Source organism: Pedobacter metabolipauper (assembly GCF_004362715.1).
GTDB classification, from domain to species: domain Bacteria; phylum Bacteroidota; class Bacteroidia; order Sphingobacteriales; family Sphingobacteriaceae; genus Pedobacter; species Pedobacter metabolipauper.
On sequence record NZ_SNYC01000003.1, the window covers coordinates 67,621 to 88,501 of the forward strand.

The window sequence follows — 20,881 nt, forward strand, 5'->3', positions numbered from 1 at the left end:
ATGTTGTACCCCGAGAATTGTTTAGAGCGTTTAGGATTTAGTGAGATCAGGCAGCTTATTCACAAACATTGCTTAAGTCCGATGGGACAGCAGATGGTTGGTAAAATGCAGGTTATGACAAAGTTTGATCAGATCAATAAGTTTCTGAGACAAACCAATGAATTTAAAAGCATCCTGGAAAACCAGGAACCCCTTCAGATCAGTACCTTTTTTGATATTAAAAGCCTGGCTGATAAGATCCGTGTTGAAGGTACATACCTGGTAGAAGATGAGCTGCATCAAATGTATGCCTCCCTGCAAACCGTCTTTTCAGTACTCCGCTTTTTTGAAGAAAGAAAAGAAGTATATCCAAATCTGGAAGCATTATTTGAACATCTGCCGGTAGAAAAGAACATTCTTAAACGGATAGAATCTGTACTGGATCCAAAAGGAAAGATCAAGCCGAATGCATCATCAGCACTTCAAACCATCATTGCAGATATTGCAAAGGCAGAGCAGGATGTCCGTAAACGGATGGATTCTATTTACAAGCAGGCCATTAGCAACAATTGGGTAGCTGATGGAAGCTTAACCATTCGGGATGGGCGGATGTGTATTCCGGTGCTTGCAGAGAACAAGCGTAAACTTAAAGGGTTTATTCATGATGAATCTGCCAGCGGACAAACTGTATACATTGAGCCTGAAGAAGTATTCTCACTCAATAATAAACTGCGCGACCTTGAATTTGACAAGCGCAGGGAGATCATTAAAATATTGATCGCACTAACCAACGATCTGCGGCCATACACACCGTTATTGTTATCTTACCACGGCTTTTTAACCAAACTGGACTTTGTGCGTGCAAAAGCACTTTTTGCAATAGAAATTGATGCAGATATGCCCATCCTGATCAGGGAGGCAAAAACAAAACTGGTCAATGCACATCATCCGCTGCTGTACCTTTCCTTTAAAGAAGATAAGAAAACTGTTGTTCCTTTAAACTTTCACATCAATGAGAATTTAAGGATCGTACTCGTTTCCGGACCAAATGCCGGTGGTAAGTCGGTCTGCATGAAAACAGTTGGACTGCTGCAGCTGATGGTGCAATCCGGGCTGCTGATTCCGGTACATGAATCCAGTGAGGTAGGGATCTTTGAGCAAATCTTTGCAGACATTGGAGATGATCAGTCCATTGAAAGTGATTTAAGTACCTACAGTGCCCACCTCACTAAAATGAGGTTCTTTGTGGCACATGCCACACCAAAATCATTGGTGCTGATTGATGAGTTTGGAACAGGTACCGACCCTCAGTTTGGCGGACCGATGGCCGAAGCCGTATTGGAAGTGCTGAACAATAAGAAGGTAAGGGGAGTAATTACTACCCACTATTCCAACTTAAAACTATTTGCCGGAAATACCCCCGGACTTGAAAATGCGTCCATGTTGTTTGATAATGACAAGATGAAGCCCATGTACGTGCTGGAGATCGGTAAGCCAGGAAGCTCATATGCGTTTGAAATTGCTCAGAATATAGGCCTGCAAAAAGAAGTACTGGACCTGGCAAGGGCAAAGACAGGAACCAATCAAAATCGGATAGACAGTTTATTGGTAGACCTAGAGCGGGAGAAAAAACAGATTTATGATACCAAGCTTAATCTTTCTAATCAGCAGAATAAAGTAAAAAACCTCGTTGCAGAGAATGAAAAGTTAAAACTTTTCCTGGATGAAAACAGAAAGGTACTGATTAAAGAAGCGAAGCTTGAAGCCCAGGCAATCATTAAAAATGCGAATAAGCTTGTAGAAAATACAATTGCTGAAATAAAAGAGAATCAGGCAGATAAGGAGGTAACCAAACAACTGCGGCAGAACCTCCAAAAAGTGATGGTCCAAAACCACGTTAAAGAGGAGAAAAAACCGGAAGTGGTGATGCCGCTAAATACACCAATTGAAGTAGGCGACTGGGTACAACTGAATAACAGCGAAACTACCGGACAGGTGATGGAGATTAACCGGGATAATTTGGTGGTAGCCCTTGGTGATCTAAGATCTGTAATCAAGAAAAACAGGGTATATAAGATCAGCAACAAACAGGCAAAAAAAGCAATTCAGAACAACTCCTATACAGGGAGCATCTCTGAGGCTATCTCCAGCTTTAATGCAGAACTGGACCTTCGTGGCATGCGTGGAGAAAATGCACTGCATGAAGTAGAGAAATACCTGGATAAATCTATTATGATGGGCTTTCCGTTCATCAAGATCATTCATGGTAAAGGAGACGGGATACTTAGAAAACTAATCCGGGAATACTTGAAAAAGTACAGCCAGGTAAACCGCGTAGAGGATGAACATGCAGACCGGGGAGGAGATGGGATCACTTATGTTTACTTTAACTAAGCGAATGTATTGGTGGCTAATTTACCAGATATAATCATTGATCTGGTAAATAATGCAAACAGAGGATTTGATCTGATAAACATAAAATGGTTTCAGGTGTTGTAAATGAAACCCATGTCTTATGAAAGCCTTTACACTAAGTCTTTTAGCGCTCGCCCTGATCTCAACATCCTGTAAAAAGAGTAAATCTAATGGAACAGTAGATCTTCCCAATGCAGAATTAAAAACACGGGTGGTCACTTCCGCATTAACGCTGCCATGGGAAATTATTTACGGGCCGGATAACCAGCTTTGGGTTACCGAACGGTCTGGAAAGATTAGCCGGGTAAATCCGGAGACCGGCGTCATTACTCCATTGCTCACCATCTCTGAGGTGGTATCAAATGGTGAAGGCGGATTATTGGGCATGGCCTTAAATCCTGCTTTTAGTACCAATCCATGGGTTTATGTAGTATACAATTATGGAAGCACCTATCGCGAAAAGGTAGTTCGTTATACCTATACGAATGGTACCTTAAATTCACCGTTTGTTATCCTTGATGGGATACCCGCATCAAGTATTCACAATGGCTCCCGGTTGCTCATTACCGCAGATCAGAAGTTGTTGATTACCACAGGTGATGCAAGCAATGCGCCTAATGCACAGGATTTAAATTCTTTATCAGGTAAAATATTACGTGTAAATCTGGATGGTTCAATTCCGGCAGACAATCCTACAGCAGGCAGCAGGGTATGGAGTTTCGGGCACAGGAATCCACAGGGGCTGGTGGAAGCCAATGGAAAGATCTATTCTTCAGAACATGGGCCAAATAATGACGATGAAGTTAATATTATACAGAAAGGCCGTAATTATGGATGGCCCAATGTAGAAGGGTATTGCAATGAAACCAATGAAAAAGGGTTTTGTACCACTAATAATGTAGTAGAGCCGATTGTGGCCTGGACACCCACCATAGCTACCTGCGGCCTTACTTATTACAATTCTGATTATATACCCCAGTGGAAAAACTCCCTGCTGCTGGTCAATTTAAAAGCGTCTAAACTGATCCAGCTTAAACTTAACGATGCCGGAACACAGGTGGCAGAAAGCACAGATTTTCTAGTCAATGCGTTTGGCAGACTGAGGGCGATATGTCAATCACCAGAAGGAAAGATCTACATTGCAACCAGCAACGGAAATCAGGATCGGATCATTGAAATAGCAAAATAGCAGATAGTAGGATTAATTAAAAATCAGGGACTGAAGTCAGGATAATTTCTTTGATAGTTAATAGGTGAGTATAGGCAGGATTTGATTAGAAACAAACTACAGCGGGCAATGGAACCAGAGATCGGATCATAAAATAGTCTGTTCAAATTATAGAAATAGCTAAATAAATTGTTCTGTAAATTTTTAAATTTTAATTTAGCGACAAAATATAAAAACTGTATGATAAACAAAGTGGTTTCTGGTGCCGATGAGGCGATCAGAGATATCGGTGACGGTAAAACCATCATGCTTGGTGGTTTTGGGTTATGCGGGATTCCAGAGAACTGCATTTCGGCATTGGTAAAAAAAGGTGTTAAAGACCTGATCTGCATTTCAAACAATGCTGGTGTAGATGATTTTGGCATCGGTCTGATGCTGAAAAAGCACCAGGTAAAAAAAATGATCTCTTCCTATGTAGGCGAAAATGCTGAATTTGAAAGACAGCTGTTAAGCGGTGAACTTGAGGTAGAACTCATCCCTCAGGGAACATTGGCTACACGATGCATGGCTGCCGGCTACGGTATGCCCGCAATATTTACGCCTGCAGGGGTAGGTACTGAAGTTGCAGAAGGCAAAGAGATTCGTAATTTTAATGGTAAGGATTACTTAATGGAGTATGCCTTTGATGCAGATTTTGCATTAGTAAAAGCATGGAAGGGCGACAAAGCCGGTAACCTGGTATTCAGGTCTACCAGCCGTAACTTTAATCCGGTAATGGCTATGGCCGGAAAAATTACCATTGCAGAGGTAGAGGAATTGGTAGAACCGGGAGAACTTGATCCGGATCACATCCATACACCAGGTGTGTATGTCCACAGAATCTTTCAGGGTTCTGATTATGAAAAAAGAATCGAACAACGTACCGTTAGAACTAAAAATTAATCCCTGCTATGCTGGATAAAAATGGAATTGCGAAACGCATCGCAAAAGAAATAAGAGATGGATATTATGTCAATTTAGGGATCGGGATCCCTACACTTGTTGCCAACTACATACCGGAAGGGATCAATGTAGTACTGCAGTCTGAAAATGGCTTGCTTGGAATGGGTCCATTTCCATTTGAAGGAGAAGAAGATGCAGACCTGATCAATGCAGGTAAACAAACGATCACTACCCTGGCCGGATCTTCTATATTTGATTCTGCCATGAGTTTCGGAATGATCCGGAGTCAGAAAATTGACCTGACCATCCTGGGGGCAATGGAAGTATCAGAAAACGGAGATATCGCCAACTGGAAGATACCAGGCAAAATGGTTAAAGGAATGGGAGGAGCAATGGACCTGGTGGCATCCGCTAAAAATATCATTGTAGCGATGCAGCATGTAAATAAGGCAGGAGAGAGCAAGCTGCTTACTCAATGCTCATTGCCGCTTACTGGTGTAAATTGTATTAAAAAAGTAGTTACGGAACTAGCCGTTCTGGATATCCTGCCAGAAGGCGGATTTAAGCTGCTGGAAAGAGCACCCGGAGTAAGCGTAGACTACATCAAACAAGCCACCTCAGGTAAGCTGGTCGTGGCAGATGATGTACCCGAAATGATTCTTGATTAATTTTTAAGAGCTTAGGCTAGGCGGGCTTTCAGCTCCAAAGAGATCTCATCAGTAATACGGATAATGTCATCAGGTATATCCATATTATTGATGACGATCTTATCGCAATCGCCTTTATACGGTAATAAGAATTCTTTGTATGCCGGAACCACATGGTTGTGCCATTTATACAACACATCCTCTTCAGGATATCCACGCTCCATGCCATCTCGTTTAATGCGTCGCTGTAACGCAACAGATTCTTCCGCTTCCACAAAAATGCGGAGATCAAGCAATGCAGCAATCTCTTTAAAATGCAGGATAAAGAGGCCTTCAACAATAATTATGGGTGCGGGATTAATCTCTAAGATCTTAACAATGGCCAGCGGATTATTGAAATTGTATTCCTTTTTGTAAACCACCTCGCCCTTAATCAGCTTTTTAATGTCATGCAGAAATTGCTGGTCATCAATGGTAGAAGGAAGGTCGAAATTATATAGTTTGTTTTCTTCCTGGCTCATTTCACCAGCATGAATATAATAGTCATCCTGTGATACCAGCGTAACTTCATCATTTTTAAAATGATGCAAAAAGGAGTTTAAAAAGAAGGTTTTACCAGAGCCACTGCCACCAGCAATACCAAGAATAAAAGGTTTGTTATTATTGTTCATTATCCTGACCACCGTACGTTAAATTGCAATAAAATCTTTTGTCTAAAGCACCAAGTGCATCGGCAACAGCTTTAGTCATTACAATAATAACATCTTTTGTGGATTCATTCTCTGTAAATTTACCAACAACCTTTGCAAAGGTAGAGCGGTTACTCATGGGGTTGGTAATTTTCATAACTGTTCCAATTGGGGCAGAACGGTGAAGGACCAGCATTTTAGAAGGGTCAAGATCCGGATCAGAGATCCATATGGCAGTTCCTTTTTCATCAACCTGGTTTAAACCGTAACGGCTTGGCGGATATCTTAAGGAAGGGTCTTTTAACGTACTTGAAGTATCTGTATTTGTAGATAATGGTGGTATATAAGCTGGTTTGGCAGGATATTCTCCTTTGATGAGCAGTTTTTGTCCAACATTTAAATTATTATCTGTAAGGTTGTTTTTCGCTTTAAGCTGATCCATGGTAATCTTATACCTGCTGGCAATAGAGTACATGGTTTCATTAGAGGCTACTGTATGTACAATGAATTCTTCAGTAACAGCAGGTTTTAAAGGTTCTTTCTTATCAACGGCTTTTGGAGATTTCTCAATTACTGTAGTTTTAACAGGTTCAGTAACATTGGTTTGGGCTACGGGATTATTAACAGGTACATCACCAACCTCCTGAGTTGCATTTTTAACCGGGATCTTCAGTATCTGACCAATCTGTAAATTAATAGAGTTCAGATTGTTTAACCGTTTGATCTCGTTAACAGTAGTGCCGTATTTTTCGGCCAGCATATTTAAGTTTTCCTTTTTCTGAACGGAGTGTTCAATCAGGTTTGAAGCGGTAGTACTTGCATCTGTATTAGCCGTAGACGATGTGGCTACTGACGGTGGGGCCGCAAAGGGTACTTGTGTAGGAACTTTAACGATTACACCAATCTGAAGGTATTTATTGTCATTAAAGGCCATGACATCTTTGGGCGTCACATTATATTTTCTCGCAATAGAATAATAGGTGTCTTTGGCAATAACCTTATGGATAACCAATTTTTTGCCTCCATTATTCTCTACACCAATAGAATCTCTGGTATGGGCACTTGCTGCTGTAATACTTAAGATTGCAGTAAAAACAGAGACTATATATAGTTTATACATTAATGTTCAAAATAAAATAAGTTAGCAATTATACGAAAATATAAATAACCCCGGAACCGATAGTATAAACGCTCATTAACGCTTACTATTGTATCGTTAAGAACATTTTTGAAACCATTTTAGGTTCTTATTGTTTTTAATATTTATATTACTCCACTCCGTAAAAAACGACAAAATAAATAAATAATATCATGGACGCAAAAGAAATCAGTTTAATTGAAAAAGAAGTAAAACCCGTAGTAGACATGCTGAATGAATATTTGGCAAACTACCACATTCATTATCAAAAGCTAAGAGGGTGCCACTGGAACATAAAAGGCCAAAACTTTTTCACACTGCATGTTAAATTTGAAGAGCTATATACCAATGCACAATTAACCATTGATGAGATTGCAGAGCGTGTACTTACATTGGGTAAGCCACCACACAGCCGTTTTGCAGATTATATTGCAGAATCGGGAATAAAAGAAATTGAAACCATTGGACTAAAAGATCTGGATATGGTAGATGCCATTTTAGATGATATGTCTAAACTGATCCAGATTGAACGTGATTTACTTGAAGCTACCGAAAAGGCAGGTGATGATGGTTCAAATGATATGGTAAACCGCTTTATGCAGTTCAAAGAAAAAACAACCTGGATGTTACGTTCATTTGCAGGCAAGAAATAATTCATATTTCAGATCTAATCCGAATGCTTATAACGGCCCTGAATCAATTCAGGGCCGTTGTTGTTTAAAGAATTAACAAAAGGTAGTTGTTGGCTTTGGCCATATTTGGTTGTTAGCTGTGTTGTCAGTAGTTTGCTAACCTGGACGATGTAGTTTTCGCCTTTGCTATAAGTGAAATATTGATGTTGGCACTTGTTGGTAGCTAACCCAATCACGAGTGAACTGTTTTTCCTGGTATTCGCTGATCATATCATCTATATGACATGAAAATACAGAGGAAGCTGGTCTGTCAAGATTGCGGAATCAATCCGCAATAACGTGGAAAAATAATATCTTTGACACATAATGGGATATAAAAGTTTAGCAGAATGTGTTGCCGATCTTGAAAAGCATGGGCACTTACTCCGGATCAAAGAAGAGGTTGACCCTTACCTTGAAATGGCAGCCATACATCTTCGGGTATATGAAGAAAAGGGGCCAGCATTGTACTTTGAGAAAATTAAGGGTAGTAAGTTTCCTGCGGTATCTAATCTTTTTGGAACCTTAGAAAGGTCCAGGTTTATGTTTAGAGATAGCTTGCCTAAAGTGGAGCAATTGGTAAACCTGCGTTCAGACCCTGTTAAAGCATTAAAAAATCCGTTAAAACTCCCGGGAGTAGCCTTAACGGCATTAACTGCTTTACCCTTAAAGCAGAACCTTTTTAAATCAGCATTTAGTAAAACCACGATCAGTGAACTGCCTCAAATCGTAAACTGGCCTATGGATGGCGGACCATTCATTACCATGCCGCAGGTATATACAGAAGATATTGATAAGCCTGGCATTCTTAATGCAAATTTAGGTATGTACCGGATCCAGCTGGCCGGTAATGACTATGAACAAAATAAGGAGATTGGATTACATTACCAGATCCACCGTGGAATAGGGGTACATCAATCCAAAGCCAATGCAAAGGGCGAGCCGTTAAAAGTAAGCATCTTTGTCGGCGGACCACCAGCGCATCCTCTGGCAGCAGTTATGCCCTTGCCGGAAGGATTGTCTGAAATGACATTTGCAGGTGCATTGGGAAACAGAAGGTTCAGGTATTTTTACGATGAAGAAGGATTCTGCATCTCTGCAGATGCAGATTTTGTAATCACAGGAACCGTATATCCGCACGAGAACAAGCCGGAAGGTCCATTCGGTGATCACCTGGGCTATTACAGTCTTACACATCCTTTCCCATTGATGAAGGTACATAATGTATATCATCGGAATGATGCCATATGGTCGTTTACGGTAGTTGGAAGGCCACCGCAGGAAGATACAAGCTTTGGTGCACTGATCCATGAAATTACCGGATCGGCCCTGCCCAAAGAAATACACGGACTTAAAGAAGTCAATGCGGTAGATGCAGCAGGCGTACATCCCTTATTATTTGCAATAGGAAGTGAGCGCTACACACCATTTTTAAATGAACGGAGACCACAGGAAATTCTGACCATCTCCAATCACATTCTCGGTAAAAACCAGCTAAGCCTTGCTAAATACCTTTTTATAGCCGCGAGAGAAGATGATGAAAAATTAACTACACATGATCTTTCCGCTTTTATTCAGCATATCCTTAAGCGGATTGATCTGAGCCGGGACATTCATTTTCATACCAATACCACAATAGATACGCTGGATTATAGTGGCGAAGGATTAAACAGCGGTTCCAAAGTTGTATTTGCAGCTGCTGGGCCAGAGAAGAGAACGTTAACAACTACGCTCTCAGCGCTCTCAACGCTCTCAACGTTCTCAACGTTCTCAACGCTTTCGAATGTTGCGTTTACGGATTCATTTAAAAGCCCGTTAATCGCGATACCAGGAGTATTGGTTCTTCAGGGCGCACGATATGTGGATCAGCAAACTGCAGAAAAAGAAATCGCAATATTAAATACGGCATTAAACGATGAGGATCTTAACGGGTTGCCATTAATTGTAATTTGTGATGATTCAGAATTTACCGCAAAGAACATCAATAACCTGGTGTGGGTAACCTTTACGAGGAGTAATCCGGCAAGTGACATTCATGGGATCAATGCATTTGTGATCAATAAGCATTGGGGATGTAAAGGGTCGCTAATAATTGACGCCCGTAAAAAGCCGCATCATGCCCCTGAATTGATCGGGGATGAAGAAGTAGAAAAACGGGTAAACCAGATACTAAAAAAGGCTGTGTAGTAAAACACAGCCCTTCTTAAAAAAATAATTAATTATAATTGAATTAGAATCTGATTCCAAAGGTTAAGAACACATTGTCGCGTGTAGTTTTAATCGATGCAACAGGTTCTGAATAGTCATTTAATTCATAAGGGGCCAATTCGTTGTTTGTTTCCAAACGTTGGTAAGCCGCATCAAAATAATAGTTTTTAAAGCGGTATCCCAATCCTCCTGTGTAAATGTCGGTAGCAAAGTAACCATCGTCGTCACCTTTAATTGCACTGCCATTAACGCCATAACCACCTCTTAAACTAAATTCGTTAGTTACTTTAAATTCAATACCTGCTCTGTAGTTTACAGCACTTTTATAAAAATCACGTACAGTAGCGTTTTCTGCCCTAATCCGTTGTGAGTCATTATAACTTGGGTCGCTTGAAAATTTAATAGAAGCATAATCCACATAATCTACGTCTGCAGAGACCAATGCCCGTCCGCTAAATACATAACTTGCACCTAAAGAGCTTTTAGAAGGCGTACGCAATCTGTAGCTAAAGCTATAATTATCAGGATCATTGGTGTAATTAAAAGCAAGAGGTCCGGTCAGGATCTTAGAGTTTAAGGCAATAGAGGTATTGTCTTCAATAAATAACCAGGAAGGAGTTTGAAAAGTAGCTCCAACTCTGAAATTACTTACAGGTCTGAAAATCACGCCCAATCTTCCGTTAACACCAGAGCCTGTTGATTCCTGGTATTGTCTAAGTGACAGGTTAAAATCTGAGTTAGCTTCACTATTAAATCCAGCTTCAGTAAATTCACTATCGTTGCTATAACGAATGTTAACAAGGCCTACACTTGCACCAATATAAAATTGATTGGAAATATTAAGGCCTAAAGCAGCAGTAAGTTCAGAAGTAGAACCCTTTCTTACCTCGCTTTTTTGCTGAAGATTATTCGGGAGGATTACAGAATAGTAACCGAGGTCATCATGATTGATAATGAAATCCTGATAGGCTTTCTCTTGTACCGTACCTCTTTGAAGCTCGTTCGGATTAAGACCAACATTATTTGCAACATCGCTAAAATAATCACCAATAGTGTTTACTGTATTTGTACCACCATAATTAAAATTAGCACTAAAGTCATTGTTTCGCTGATAACCAATTCCAAATACAGTACTGATCAGTCCTTTTCCGGTATCTTCTCCTTTAGGTTTTAATGCAGGGCTATAAAACACAATACCCATATTATTCAGGTTTAATTGGTTTTTTGATGATTTGGTACTGCTTCCTAAATAAAGTGCATCACCTTTCATACCGTTAAATTCAGGCGTTAGGCTAAATTCAGATTTGGTGAATAAACCAAGACCGGCAGGATTTGCGCCCAGGGAACTCATATCACCACCAACTCCAATTTGAGCACCTGCCATCCCTTTAAACCGGGAGGTACTTCCAAAATTAGACTGTGAGAACTTTAAAGCATCGGGTGCGTAACTTTGGGCATATATCGTTCCTGTAGCGGCTACTATAGCCACTAAGGATAAAATAATTTTTTTCATAATTCTACTTTGGATTAACCTCTTCCTCCTCTGGTTGGTCTGGCACCGCCACCACCACTGCTGCTGCCGCTTGAAGAAGAACCACTGCTTTCAGTTCTTGTTGGCGGAGTATATGTTGGTCTTTCACTTGTTCTTGTTGGTGGAGTATACGTTGGTCTTTCAGTTGCTCTGGTTGGAGAATTATTCTCAGTAGTCCGCACTGGTCTGCTCTGAGTTTGGGTTCTTCCATCCTGGGTATTTGAAGTACCACGTGCTGGCCTGCCATTATTAACAGACCCGTTATAACGGTCCGCACGGTCTGCCAATCCAGAGATTGGGTTACCATTTACATCAGAACGTGTTCCGGAAGGTCTTGGTGTACGGTTAGAACCTACGCCATTATCTCTACCCACATAAGGTCTTGGATTTGGAGTACTGGTTGTTCTGCCGGTATAATAACCACCACCGTAAATACCACCACCACCATAACCGATACCGCCATAATAACCACCACCGTAATAGTTATTATAGAAACCGCCGCCGTAGTAGTTATTCCATCCCCAATTGTTCCATCCCCAGTTGTTCACGCCCCAATAAGGAGAATTAAGATATCCCCATCCCATGTTAAATGAAGAGTTCCATCCACCACCATAGTAAGGGCTAAAGCCAATACCTACAGAAAATGGTGAATACCAGTTGTTATAGAAATATGGATCGTAATAACCTCTCCATGAACTTGAATAATAAAATCTATTGATTCTTGAAGAGTAGTCCATGTCATAATATGGATCACTTGTTCCATAATAACTCTCTTCGTAATTTTCATTTTCGTATTTAGCTTTGGCTTCCTCCCGTTGCGCCAGTAGGTCCTGACGTTTCAGCTCCTCAATTTGGCTCTTCGAAAGCTGGCTCACATCCGTAATGACATTTGAATTACGAGCGGGAGCAGGGGTGTAAACTTTTGCTTGTGCATTTGAATTGTAAACGTCATCGTCGCCTACATTTTGCTGCGCTACCCGGGGCGCAGAGCACGACGTAACAACAATTGTTGCTAAGGCGAGCACACTGGTGAATAAATGGTTAGTTTTCATATATGTGTTGTTTTGTGTGTTGCAATTTTTTTGTAGGTATAAATTTATAAATTTGTACCTTACAATACAAGCGAAATTAAACAAAAAACGTTCCAAATAGTTATGAGCAAAGGCATTACAAGTAAAAATGAAGATTATTCCCAGTGGTATAACGATATTGTTATAAAGGCTGACCTGGCAGAACACTCATCCGTTAAGGGTTGTATGGTCATAAAACCCTATGGATATTCCATTTGGGAGAAAATGCAGGCAGTTTTAGACCAAAAATTTAAAGATACAGGCCACAGTAATGCTTATTTCCCGTTATTCATTCCAAAGTCATTTTTTTCTAAGGAAGCCTCACACGTGGAGGGATTTGCCACAGAATGTGCTGTTGTGACACATTACCGTCTTAAAAATGACGGAAATGGCAACATCATTGTCGATGAAACTGCCAAACTGGAAGAAGAACTGATCGTCAGACCAACATCAGAAACCATCATATGGAATACCTTTAGAGGCTGGATCCAGTCATACCGCGATCTTCCTTTACTGATCAATCAATGGGCAAATGTTGTGCGCTGGGAAATGCGGACGCGACTGTTCTTACGTACTACAGAATTTTTGTGGCAGGAAGGACATACAGCACATTCAACTGCAGAAGAGGCCATTGAAGAAACAACGAGGATGCTGGATGTCTATGCAGATTTTGCAGAAAACTGGATGGCACTCCCGGTAGTAAAAGGTGTTAAAACACCTAACGAGCGTTTTGCAGGTGCATTGGATACCTATTGCATCGAAGCGTTAATGCAGGATGGAAAAGCACTTCAGGCAGGAACATCACATTTTCTTGGACAGAATTTCGCAAAGGCATTTGATGTGAAATTCACCAATAAAGAAGGAAAAATTGATCACGTTTGGGCGAGTTCATGGGGGGTTTCAACCCGTTTAATCGGTGCATTGATCATGGCACATAGTGACGATGCCGGACTGGTACTTCCACCAAAACTGGCACCGATCCAGGTGGTAATCGTTCCAATCTATAAAAGCGATGAAGAGCTTAAGAAGATCTCAGAATTCGTGAACGAACTGATGTCTAAATTGAAACGCCAGGGCATCTCTGTTAAATATGACGATCGCGATACACAGCGCCCGGGATTTAAATTCGCAGAATACGAACTAAAAGGAGTGCCAATTCGTCTGGCTATCGGTGGCAGGGACATGGAAAATGGAACTGTTGAACTGGCCAGAAGAGATACACGCGAGAAAAATACAGTGGTTCAGGATGGACTGGAAATCTATATCCCTCAGTTATTGGAAGAGATCCAGGAAAATATCTATAACAAAGCGTTTGAATATAGAGCCGGCCACATTACCAAAGCAGATTCTTATGATGAGTTTAAGGAATTGCTGGATGGTAAGGCAGGATTTATCTCAGCACACTGGGATGGATCACCAGAAACAGAACAAAAGATCAAGGAAGAGACTAAAGCAACCATTCGCTGCGTTCCATTAGATAATGAACTGGAAGAAGGAGTCTGTATCTACTCCGGTAAGCCATCTACACAGCGTGTATTGTTTGCACGTGCGTACTAATTAATCCGATCTGTTATACCTGATCATTATAAAATGATAGAAAATATGAAGTTTGCAACCAAGGCCATCCATGCCGGACAAGAGCCTGACCCAACAACGGGAGCAGTAATGACCCCAATATATCAAACCTCTACCTACTGGCAGAAATCGCCGGGAGAACACCAGGGTTATGAATATTCAAGAGGAACAAACCCAACGCGCAAGGTGCTGGAAGATTGTTTGGCTGCGTTGGAAAATGCAAAGTACGGACTGGCATTTTCAAGTGGTATGGGCGCAACAGATACCGTTTTAAAACTGTTAAAGCCTGGCGATGAAGTCATCACCGGTAACGATCTTTATGGCGGTTCCTACCGGATATTTACTAAGGTATATGAGAAGTACGGCATCAAATTTCATTTCCTGGACCTTTCCAAACCAGAAAATATCCTGCCTTACTTAACAGATAGAACGAAGCTGGTTTGGATTGAAACACCAACCAATCCAACCATGCAGATCGTAGATATTGAAGGGATCGCGAAAATAACAAAAGCAAACAAGATCATTTTGGCGGTTGACAATACATTCGCCTCGCCATACCTTCAAAATCCAATAGACCTTGGTGCTGACATCGTGATGCACTCGGTAACCAAATACATCGGCGGGCACTCCGACGTGGTTATGGGCGCATTGCTCGTTAATGACGACCACTTGTACAAAGACCTGTTTTTTATTTACAATGCCTGTGGTGCTACTCCGGGACCACAGGATTCATTCCTGGTACTGCGTGGAATTAAAACCCTGCACCTGCGCATGAAAGCACATTGTGAAAATGGAGAGAAAGTGGCCCATTACCTTAAAAACCATCCAAAGATCGATAAGATCTACTGGCCTGGTTTTGAAGACCATCCAAACCATGATGTTGCTAAAAAGCAAATGAGGGGTTTTGGTGGGATGGTGTCAATCACATTAAAGGATACCGATTTAAAAGAAACATTCCGCGTGGCATCGTCCTTTAAAGTTTTTGCATTAGCAGAATCATTGGGCGGTGTAGAATCCCTGATCAATCACCCAACAACCATGACGCATGGCTCAATCCCGAAAGCAGAGCGTGAAAAGGTAGGTGTAACTGACAACCTGCTTAGGCTTAGCGTAGGCGTTGAAGATATTGACGACCTGATTGCCGATTTAGAACAAGCACTTAAATAACCCATTTTGGAATTTTTAGAACTCAGGGATTTTTTAGATCTCAAAGTAGACCAATACAACCGGCCAAACTTTATTGCCAATGATCCAATCTGCATCCCGCATCAGTTCTCAAAAAAACAAGACATAGAAATTGCCGCATTCTTTGCGGCAATTTTAGCTTGGGGACAACGCAAAACAATCATCAATAAATGCAATGAACTGTTTCAGCGCATGGACAATGACCCGTATAATTTTATGCTGCACCACGGTGCCGATGACTTAAAACGGTTGCTCGGCTTTAAGCACCGCACGTTTAACGATACCGATCTGTTGTATTTCGTGTCTTTCTTTCAGTCGCATTACCAGCAGTTTGATAGTTTGGAAGCTGCTTTTATTGCCCCGGAAGATGCTGCCCGTGCTGACTTCATAGCTGTTGAACTTCAAAAGGGATATACCCAACATGCTTCCGTTACTTTGATGACAGAAGCGACCGTACAAAGACCTAAAATTGAAAGGTCACTGAATTATTTCAGGTCGTATTTCTTCTCTCTGGAAGACTATCCAAGGCGTACCATCAAGCATGTGTCATCGCCTATGCAAAAATCAACCTGCAAGCGGTTAAATATGTTTTTAAGGTGGATGGTTCGGCAGGACCAGTGTGGTGTGGACTTTGGAATCTGGAACACGCTTAAACCAGCAGATCTCATCTGTCCCTGTGATGTTCACGTAGACCGTGTTGCCAGGAGACTGGGATTAATTTCCAGAAAACAGACCGACTGGTTAACGGCTATTGAACTGACTGCAGAACTGCTGAAGTTTGACCCGATGGATCCTGTGAAATATGACTTTGCCTTATTCGGCCTGGGTGTAGAAGAAAAATTTTAATATAGATTCTTAAAATCATTATATTTAGTTGATGGTTACTTTCAAAGCAGAAATAGAACGGTTCAATGAAATGGGCGAGAAGACCGGCTGGAGCTATCTTTTCATTCCGAAAGCACTCGCCAATGAGATCAAAGCCGACTGTAAAAAAAGCTTCCGGGTAAAAGGTAAGCTAGACCAGGTACCCGTTTCAGGGTTGGCAACTGTACCCATGGGCGAAGGCGATTTTATCCTTGCGTTAAAAGCGAGCCTGCGCAAGCAACTGAAAAAGGAAAAAGGGGCCGTGGTAACTATCGAACTGGAAGAAGACAAAGACTTTAAGATCGAGATCCCGGAAGATCTGGAACTTTGCTTATCTGATGAACCTGAACTGATGGATAATTTTATGGAATTGCCTAAATCGCACCGTAACTGGTACATCAATTGGCTCAACTCAGCTAAAACAGAGCCTACAAGAACAAAACGGCTGGTTAAAATTGTATCCGCAATGGACAGGAACCTCACTTTCAGCGAAATGATGCGGGAAGGAAAAGAGCCCCCCAAAAGTTAATAAAGAAAGTTAAACAGTGGTAGTCCGGCTATAATTCCTGAACCAGCTTGAAATTTTCATCTGGATCACGCCAAAAAAGGCTTCGCGAAAGATCCGGGTACTCATCTTAGAAGTACCTTCCGTACGGTCAGTAAAGATGATCGGAACCTCAGCCACCTTAAAACCATACTTGATGGCAGTGAATTTCATTTCAATTTGAAAGGCATAGCCCACAAATTTGATCTTGTTTAATGGAATCGTAGCCAATACCTGCTTCTTATAACATTTAAAGCCGGCAGTAGCATCCTGAATATTAATCCTGGTAATTAGACGCACATACATCGATGCGAAATAAGACATCAGTACCCTGCTCATTGGCCAGTTCACTACATTTACACCCCGAACATACCGGGATCCTATGGCTACGTCGGCACCTTGTACACAGGCATCACGAAGGTGGATCAAGTCATTCGGGTTATGAGAAAAATCCGCATCCATCTCAAAGATATAGTCGTACTGTTTTCTTTCCAGGGCCCACTTAAAACCGTGAATGTAAGCCGTACCCAAACCCATCTTGCCTGTTCGCTGTTCTAAATGCAATGCCGGGAATTCCTGCTGCAGTTTTTTAACGATCTCAGCCGTGCCATCCGGAGATCCGTCATCAATGATCAATATCTCGAAAAAATAGCTCAAAGAAAACACCTTTCGAATGATCTTTTCAATATTCTCTTTCTCGTTGTATGTAGGTATGATAACTAAACTGTCTGACACGTAAAATAAATTTGTAAGCGAAATTATGGATTCTTAACGAGAAACCCTTAGTAATTTAACTTACTAAGGGTTAAAAATTGTTAAAATGCTCGTTTGAAGCTTATTTTACTTCCTGCATTAATTTCCTCACAACCGGAGAAATGGCAATCAGGATAACACCTGCAACTAGTGAGTAAACCGCAAGAACCTTATATCCTTCGGTGTAGGTCATCAGTTTTTGAACCGGACTATCATTTTCTCCGGCCTGCGCGATTCCGGCACCAATTCTGCCGGCCACATATTGACCGTATGCACTTGCCAAAAACCACATTCCCATCATTACACCCTGTAGTTTTACAGGTGATAGTTTAGTCATGATAGAAAGGCCAATTGGAGAAAGACAAAGTTCTCCAAAGGTCATCACCAGGTAGGCAACCACGAAAACATCCAGAGATGCAATTCCTGACCCGTTAGAAAAGAACCTGGTGGCATAAAAGATAAAGAATGAACCTGCCAAAAAGATAAATGCCAAACCAAACTTGATCACCGTATTGGGTTCAATCTTTTTCTTAGCCAGTCCAATCCATAACAAGCTGAATATAAACGCAAAAATAATAACGAACAAGGAATTAGCCGCATTATTCACCCCATTGGGATCCAGCACAACAGAACCAAACATCTTGTTGTCCAGGTTTTGTGCTGCAAATAAAGCCAAAGAACCCCCGCATTGCTCATAGATTCCCCAGAAAACAATGGAGAACAGGATAAATACAAGCGCCGCAATCAGCTTTTTACGCTCCGGCCATCCATATTTAGACATTTCGTAAACAAGATAGATCAGCGTAACAGGACCAATGCTGTACATGAACAGGTCTGTGTATTCCGTTTTCGCAACCATGATCATGATCAGCGGAATAACTGCCAGAGAACCGGCATAAACAGCGTAATCATACCATTTTTTATTGATGCTTTTGCGTTTGATCACCGCAGGTTCCGGTTGTACCCTTTCATCAATTCCGGCCAGGGTAACATCTACCATCTCTTCGTCATTAGAAGGCGGCAAACCAATCGGACCCAGGCTTTTCTGGGTAAAAATAAAGGTAACTAAACTGATGGTCATTACAATGGCAGCAAGGCCAAAGGCCAGGTGCCAGGAGTATTCCTTACCAATTGCAATACACGCATAACCACCCAATAGGGCACCAATGTTTATACCAGCATAGAATACAGAAAAGCCACCATCACGACGGGCATCACCAGGCCGGTATAACTTACCAACCATGGTAGAGATATTCGGTTTAAAGAAACCAGTACCTACCACGGTAAAGCTAATGCCCAGAAAGAAGAATTCGTGCGGATCGTAAGCTAAGATACCACTGCCAACAATCATCAGGATGCCGCCCCAGAATAATGATTTCCTGAAACCAAGGATCTTATCCGCAAATAAGCCCCCAATAAAGGTGAACGCATAAACAAAGGCTTGGGTAGCTCCATATTGAAGGTTTGCATCTTTATCGCTCAGCAACAGCTGTGTAACCATAAAATAGGTAAGCATACCACGCATACCATAGAAACAGAAGCGTTCCCACATTTCAGAAAAGAACAGGTACCAAAGCTGTTTAGGATACTTTCCCTTAAAATTCTGGATCTGCTCTAAAGTCAGGTTTTCTTGCATATCAAAATATTAATATATAAACAAAAAAGCCTTTGGGGTTTCCAAAGGCTTGATTTATTATTTTACACCGTGCATGAGTTTTCTCATCAATGGGGTTAGCATGATGATGATCACACCCAAGCCCACAGGGATGAATGTGAAGATCAGGAAGAAGGTAGTCATGGAGTATTTAGAAGTGATCTCATCGATCATTCCACCCATTGTTCCTGCAACCTTGTTACCAATAGCGATAGCCAGATACCAAATACCAAACATAATGGCGATCATTCTGCCCGGAACCAGCTTACTTACATAAGATAAGCCGACAGGAGAGATGAACAATTCACCCATGGTATGGAAAAAGTAGGCCAGTACCAGCCAGATCATACTAACAGAGGCAACAGCAGCCCCTTGCGGGATTGAGCTGGAACCGTAGGCTAGAGCAGCAAAGCCGATGCCCAGTAAGATCATCCCGAAGCCGTTCTTATAGGTTGCCGATGGATTGTATTTACTTTCCCACAGTTTGGAAACCAGCGGGGCAAAACTAATAATGAATAACGAATTTAAAATACCGAACCAGGTAGCAGGTACTTCAGATTTTACTTCGCTGTACTGCTTCGAAAGCATATAGATCACGATGATCCAGATCAGCACAAAGCCGAAGGCTAGAATGATATTGCCTAAAGCGTATTTGCCAAAAGTTTTGGAGAATAGTTTGATCAGTACATATGAGATGATGATCAAAGGAATAACGGTGATTAGTGTATTGACCACATTGAAGATGATCTTAGAATCTCCGGAAAGCAAACGCTGGGTATAATCTTTAGCAAAGATGGTCATTGAACCACCAGCCTGTTCAAAAGATGCCCAGAAGAAGATGGTAATGAATGCGAGTACAATAACGGCAATCATCTTGTCACGAAGGACCGGCGTATATTGTGAGATCCTTTTTACAAGTATAAATAAGAAAAGAACAAGGGCGATGCAGATCATGAAATTACTGCCGTCAATACCGCCAATCTTAAAATTGAACAGGTTTAAGCTGGTAATCTTTGAAACCGGATCATTGATGATCCAGGAAAGACCAATCACAGAGATCAGGGCAATTAGTACCAGGTCAAATTTGCTGAACGGATTGCGTGTAGATTCTTCCAGGTTGTCAGAAACTTCAATCACCTCGTCTTTAACAGGTTTTAAGCCAATATCACCGAAGATGTTTTGAGTGAAGTAGAACTGAAGCATTCCAATGAACATAAATATTCCGGCCAAACCGAAGCCCCATGCCCAGCCCCAGTCGGCACTTTCACCAATATAACCGCAAAGCAGCATCCCTAAGAACGCACCAGAGTTAACACCCATATAGAAGATTGTATATGCACCATCTTTCTTTTCAGGATGTTTTTTGTACATCTGTGCAACAATAGAGGTCATATTTGGTTTAAAGAAACCGTTGCCGATCACCAAAAGGCACAAGCCAAGGTACATGAACGACTGGTGAACCTCTATCGCCATAGATAAGTGGCCTAAGGTCATCAATAAAGCACCAACAATTACAGCCCAGCGGTAACCAATAATTCTGTCAGCAATATAACCACCTAAAATAGGGGTAAGGTATGCCAGGCCAGTATATGAACCATAGATAGCGAGTGCATGCGCCCTTGGCCATCCCCAACCCGGGTTATCCCCAATTAAAGAAGAGGTTAGGAAAAGAACCAGCAAGGCCCGCATACCGTAGTAAGAAAAACGCTCCCACATCTCGGTAAAGAATAAAACAAACAATCCCGCCGGATGTCCGAGTACCTTACTTTCAAAAAAGTTATTTGTATCCAAACTTTTTGTATTCATGTTAGTATTTGTGTGTTAGTTATAGAAAGGTTTAGTTTGTCC

17 protein-coding genes are annotated in these 20,881 nt (G+C 41.4%); 10 read left to right on the forward strand and 7 right to left on the reverse strand.

Going from position 1 to position 20,881, the window contains the following annotated elements; all coding sequences use genetic code 11:
* The 4 genes from ATK78_RS00360 to ATK78_RS00375 all read left to right on the forward strand — a co-directional run bounded on the left by ATK78_RS00360 (position 1) and on the right by ATK78_RS00375 (position 5,172).
* Positions 1-2,373 (forward strand): endonuclease MutS2, encoded by a 2,373-nt coding sequence (locus tag ATK78_RS00360; protein ID WP_133574087.1) that lies wholly within the window; start codon positions 1-3, stop codon positions 2,371-2,373.
* A gap of 121 nt (positions 2,374-2,494) precedes the next feature.
* Positions 2,495-3,583 carry a PQQ-dependent sugar dehydrogenase gene (locus tag ATK78_RS00365; protein WP_133574088.1) on the forward strand — a complete coding sequence of 363 codons (1,089 nt, stop codon included), beginning with the start codon at positions 2,495-2,497 and terminating at the stop codon, positions 3,581-3,583.
* Between the two features lie 219 nt (positions 3,584-3,802).
* Complete coding sequence (locus ATK78_RS00370) at positions 3,803-4,504, forward strand: CoA transferase subunit A (protein ID WP_133574089.1); 702 nt, start codon at positions 3,803-3,805, stop codon at positions 4,502-4,504.
* An 8-nt stretch (positions 4,505-4,512) separates the two neighbouring features.
* The gene (locus ATK78_RS00375; protein WP_133574090.1) at positions 4,513-5,172 is read left to right on the forward strand and encodes a 3-oxoacid CoA-transferase subunit B; all 660 of its coding nucleotides are present in this window, start codon (positions 4,513-4,515) and stop codon (positions 5,170-5,172) included.
* Between the two features lie 11 nt (positions 5,173-5,183).
* Here ATK78_RS00375 and ATK78_RS00380 read toward each other — a convergent pair whose 3' ends face one another.
* On the reverse strand, positions 5,184-5,822 hold the full coding sequence (locus ATK78_RS00380) for a uridine kinase family protein (RefSeq protein WP_133574091.1): 639 nt from the start codon (positions 5,820-5,822) through the stop codon (positions 5,184-5,186).
* Positions 5,812-6,960, reverse strand: coding sequence for a LysM peptidoglycan-binding domain-containing protein (locus tag ATK78_RS00385; RefSeq protein ID WP_133574092.1), 1,149 nt, complete (start codon positions 6,958-6,960; stop codon positions 5,812-5,814). Before ATK78_RS00385 ends, ATK78_RS00380 begins: the two co-directional genes overlap by 11 nt.
* Before the next feature lie 191 nt (positions 6,961-7,151).
* On the opposite strand from ATK78_RS00385, the gene ATK78_RS00390 reads away from it, so the two are divergent.
* Both ATK78_RS00390 and ATK78_RS00395 read left to right on the forward strand, forming a co-directional pair.
* The gene (locus ATK78_RS00390) at positions 7,152-7,631 is read left to right on the forward strand and encodes a Dps family protein (protein ID WP_133574093.1); all 480 of its coding nucleotides are present in this window, start codon (positions 7,152-7,154) and stop codon (positions 7,629-7,631) included.
* A 345-nt stretch (positions 7,632-7,976) separates the two neighbouring features.
* Positions 7,977-9,836 (forward strand): UbiD family decarboxylase, encoded by a 1,860-nt coding sequence (locus ATK78_RS00395; RefSeq protein WP_133574094.1) that lies wholly within the window; start codon positions 7,977-7,979, stop codon positions 9,834-9,836.
* A gap of 43 nt (positions 9,837-9,879) precedes the next feature.
* Here ATK78_RS00395 and ATK78_RS00400 read toward each other — a convergent pair whose 3' ends face one another.
* Positions 9,880-11,370, reverse strand: a complete 1,491-nt coding sequence (locus ATK78_RS00400) for an OmpP1/FadL family transporter (protein WP_133574095.1) — start codon at positions 11,368-11,370, stop codon at positions 9,880-9,882.
* 14 nt (positions 11,371-11,384) lie between these two features.
* A complete protein-coding gene (locus tag ATK78_RS00405) occupies positions 11,385-12,440 on the reverse strand; it encodes a hypothetical protein (protein ID WP_133574096.1) in 1,056 nt (351 codons plus the stop codon).
* A 102-nt stretch (positions 12,441-12,542) separates the two neighbouring features.
* Between ATK78_RS00405 and proS the strand changes: the two genes are divergently transcribed.
* Genes proS through ATK78_RS00425 form a run of 4 tightly spaced genes read left to right on the forward strand, consistent with a single transcriptional unit; the run spans position 12,543 to position 16,611 of the window.
* A complete protein-coding gene (gene proS, locus ATK78_RS00410; protein ID WP_133574097.1) occupies positions 12,543-14,015 on the forward strand; it encodes a proline--tRNA ligase in 1,473 nt (490 codons plus the stop codon).
* Positions 14,016-14,048: 33 nt separating this feature from the next.
* On the forward strand, positions 14,049-15,200 hold the full coding sequence (locus ATK78_RS00415; protein ID WP_262712149.1) for a cystathionine gamma-synthase: 1,152 nt from the start codon (positions 14,049-14,051) through the stop codon (positions 15,198-15,200).
* 6 nt (positions 15,201-15,206) lie between these two features.
* On the forward strand, positions 15,207-16,064 hold the full coding sequence (locus ATK78_RS00420; RefSeq protein ID WP_133574099.1) for a TIGR02757 family protein: 858 nt from the start codon (positions 15,207-15,209) through the stop codon (positions 16,062-16,064).
* Positions 16,065-16,095: 31 nt separating this feature from the next.
* The gene (locus tag ATK78_RS00425) at positions 16,096-16,611 is read left to right on the forward strand and encodes a YdeI/OmpD-associated family protein (protein ID WP_133574100.1); all 516 of its coding nucleotides are present in this window, start codon (positions 16,096-16,098) and stop codon (positions 16,609-16,611) included.
* A gap of 9 nt (positions 16,612-16,620) precedes the next feature.
* On the opposite strand, the gene ATK78_RS00430 is transcribed toward ATK78_RS00425, so the two are convergent.
* From ATK78_RS00430 to ATK78_RS00440, 3 genes are all read right to left on the reverse strand, one after another.
* Positions 16,621-17,361, reverse strand: coding sequence for a polyprenol monophosphomannose synthase (locus tag ATK78_RS00430; protein WP_133574101.1), 741 nt, complete (start codon positions 17,359-17,361; stop codon positions 16,621-16,623).
* Between the two features lie 100 nt (positions 17,362-17,461).
* Positions 17,462-19,015, reverse strand: a complete 1,554-nt coding sequence (locus ATK78_RS00435) for a peptide MFS transporter (protein ID WP_133574102.1) — start codon at positions 19,013-19,015, stop codon at positions 17,462-17,464.
* Positions 19,016-19,072: 57 nt separating this feature from the next.
* Positions 19,073-20,839: a peptide MFS transporter gene (locus ATK78_RS00440; RefSeq protein ID WP_133574103.1), complete on the reverse strand. Its 1,767-nt coding sequence runs from the start codon at positions 20,837-20,839 to the stop codon at positions 19,073-19,075.
* Between the last annotated feature and the right edge of the window lie 42 nt (positions 20,840-20,881).

Coding starts and splice junctions, on each gene's coding strand:
- ATK78_RS00360 (WP_133574087.1), top strand. CDS start 1: ATGTTGTACCCCGAGAATTGTTTAGAGCGTTTAGGATTTAGTGAGATC.
- ATK78_RS00365 (WP_133574088.1), top strand. CDS start 2,495: ATGAAAGCCTTTACACTAAGTCTTTTAGCGCTCGCCCTGATCTCAACA.
- ATK78_RS00370 (WP_133574089.1), top strand. CDS start 3,803: ATGATAAACAAAGTGGTTTCTGGTGCCGATGAGGCGATCAGAGATATC.
- ATK78_RS00375 (WP_133574090.1), top strand. CDS start 4,513: ATGCTGGATAAAAATGGAATTGCGAAACGCATCGCAAAAGAAATAAGA.
- ATK78_RS00380 (WP_133574091.1), bottom strand. CDS start 5,822: ATGAACAATAATAACAAACCTTTTATTCTTGGTATTGCTGGTGGCAGT.
- ATK78_RS00385 (WP_133574092.1), bottom strand. CDS start 6,960: ATGTATAAACTATATATAGTCTCTGTTTTTACTGCAATCTTAAGTATT.
- ATK78_RS00390 (WP_133574093.1), top strand. CDS start 7,152: ATGGACGCAAAAGAAATCAGTTTAATTGAAAAAGAAGTAAAACCCGTA.
- ATK78_RS00395 (WP_133574094.1), top strand. CDS start 7,977: ATGGGATATAAAAGTTTAGCAGAATGTGTTGCCGATCTTGAAAAGCAT.
- ATK78_RS00400 (WP_133574095.1), bottom strand. CDS start 11,370: ATGAAAAAAATTATTTTATCCTTAGTGGCTATAGTAGCCGCTACAGGA.
- ATK78_RS00405 (WP_133574096.1), bottom strand. CDS start 12,440: ATGAAAACTAACCATTTATTCACCAGTGTGCTCGCCTTAGCAACAATT.
- proS (WP_133574097.1), top strand. CDS start 12,543: ATGAGCAAAGGCATTACAAGTAAAAATGAAGATTATTCCCAGTGGTAT.
- ATK78_RS00415 (WP_262712149.1), top strand. CDS start 14,049: ATGATAGAAAATATGAAGTTTGCAACCAAGGCCATCCATGCCGGACAA.
- ATK78_RS00425 (WP_133574100.1), top strand. CDS start 16,096: ATGGTTACTTTCAAAGCAGAAATAGAACGGTTCAATGAAATGGGCGAG.
- ATK78_RS00435 (WP_133574102.1), bottom strand. CDS start 19,015: ATGCAAGAAAACCTGACTTTAGAGCAGATCCAGAATTTTAAGGGAAAG.
- ATK78_RS00440 (WP_133574103.1), bottom strand. CDS start 20,839: ATGAATACAAAAAGTTTGGATACAAATAACTTTTTTGAAAGTAAGGTA.